At 70.4% G+C, this 1,692-nt stretch carries 2 protein-coding genes; both read left to right on the plus strand.

The window, feature by feature from the left end:
• Positions 1-2 precede the first annotated feature (2 nt).
• Positions 3-956: a biotin synthase BioB gene (bioB, locus tag HHL10_RS30035; protein ID WP_235971882.1), complete on the plus strand. Its 954-nt coding sequence runs from the start codon at positions 3-5 to the stop codon at positions 954-956.
• Positions 953-1,692, plus strand: a 740-nt coding sequence (locus HHL10_RS30040) for a cytochrome P450 family protein (protein ID WP_169164095.1), incomplete at its 3' end; no start/stop codon positions are given. The genes bioB and HHL10_RS30040, both read left to right, overlap by 4 nt.

A 1,692-nucleotide genomic window follows, 5' to 3' on the forward strand; every position in this document is an offset into this window, starting at 1 on the left:
CGCTGTATGAGCTGCCCTTCATGGAGCTGATGTTCAGAGCGCAGCAGGTGCACCGCGAGCATTTCGACCCCAGCGAGGTGCAGCTCTCCACGCTGCTGTCGATCAAGACTGGCGGCTGCGCCGAGGACTGCGGCTACTGCCCGCAGTCCTCGCACTTCGACACCGGCGTGGAGGCCTCCAAGATCATGTCGATCTCCGAGGTGCTGTCCGCCGCGCAGGCCGCCAAGGAGCAGGGCGCCTCGCGCTTCTGCATGGGCGCGGCCTGGCGCAGCCCCAAGGAGCGCGACATGGAGCGCGTGACCGAGATGGTGCGCGGTGTGCGCGAGCTGGGCCTGGAGACCTGCATGACGCTGGGCATGCTCGACAAGGAGCAGGCCGCGCAGCTGAAAGATGCGGGGCTGGACTATTACAACCACAACCTCGACACCTCGCCCGACAACTACCACAACATCATCCACACCCGCACCTACCAGGACCGGCTGGACACGCTGTCCAACGTGCGCGAGGCCGGCATCAACGTGTGCTGTGGCGGCATCGTGGGCATGGGCGAGACGCGCGAGCAGCGCGCCGGGCTGATCGCGCAGCTGGCGAACCTGGACCCCTTCCCCGAGTCGGTGCCCATCAACAACCTGGTGCCCGTGCCCGGCACGCCGCTGGCCGACAGCGAGCCGCTGGACCCCTTCGAGTTCGTGCGCACGATTGCGGTGGCGCGCATCACCATGCCCACCACGATGGTGCGGCTCTCGGCCGGGCGCGAGCAGATGGACGACGCGCTGCAGGCGCTGTGCTTCATGGCCGGCGCGAATTCCATCTTCTATGGCGATCGCCTCCTGACCACAGCCAACCCGCAGGCCGAGAAGGACCGCCGTCTGTTCGAGCGCCTGGCGCTGAAAACCCAGGGTCAGCGCCCGCAAGTGCAGGCGCACCTGGACGTGTCCGACGCCGTCGCCAAATGAGCGCGCTGCCGGCGCCGCGCGAGTCGGTGGCGCCCTTCGTCGATCTGGCCTTCCTGCAGGACCCGTACCCGGCCTACCGCGCATTGCGCGAGGCCGGGCCGCTGCACTGGAGCGAGGAGTTCTTTGGCGGCGCCTGGCTGCTCACGCGCCACGCCGACGTGGAGGCCGCGCTGCGTGACCCGCGCCTGTCGGCGCGGCGCACCGGCGGCTGGGTGATGCGGGCGGCCGACAGCCGCGAAGAGCTCACGCCGATGCAGCGCCTCTTCACGCGCTGCCTGCCCTTCCTGGACGCGCCGGACCACACCCGGCTGCGCAAGGTGCTGCAGCCCGCGTTCCGGCCCGACCGCATCCAGGCCCTGAAGCCCACCACGCAGGCGCTGATCGACGAGCTGCTGGACGAGGCGGGCGAGGACTTCGACTTCATGACTGCGGTGGCGCGCCCGCTGCCCGCGCGCGTCATCGCCCGGCTCATGGACGTGGACGCCGCGGTCTATGGCGACTTCACGCTGTGGAGCGAGGACCTGGCCGCGTTCCTGGGCGCGGTGAGCCCCACGCAGGCCCAGGTGCGCGCCGCGCAGCGCAGCGTCGTGGCGCTGGCCGGCTACTTCGAGCGCGAGCTGCTGCCGCGCCGCAGGAAGGAGCCTGGGGACGACCTGGTGAGCCTGCTGCTGGCCGCCGAGGCCGAGGGCCAGGTGCAGGACGGTGCCGAGCTGCTGGCGCAGTGCGCGATGCTGCT

The organism is Azohydromonas caseinilytica (genome assembly GCF_012927045.1).
GTDB classification, from domain to species: Bacteria; Pseudomonadota; Gammaproteobacteria; order Burkholderiales; family Burkholderiaceae_C; genus Azohydromonas; species Azohydromonas caseinilytica.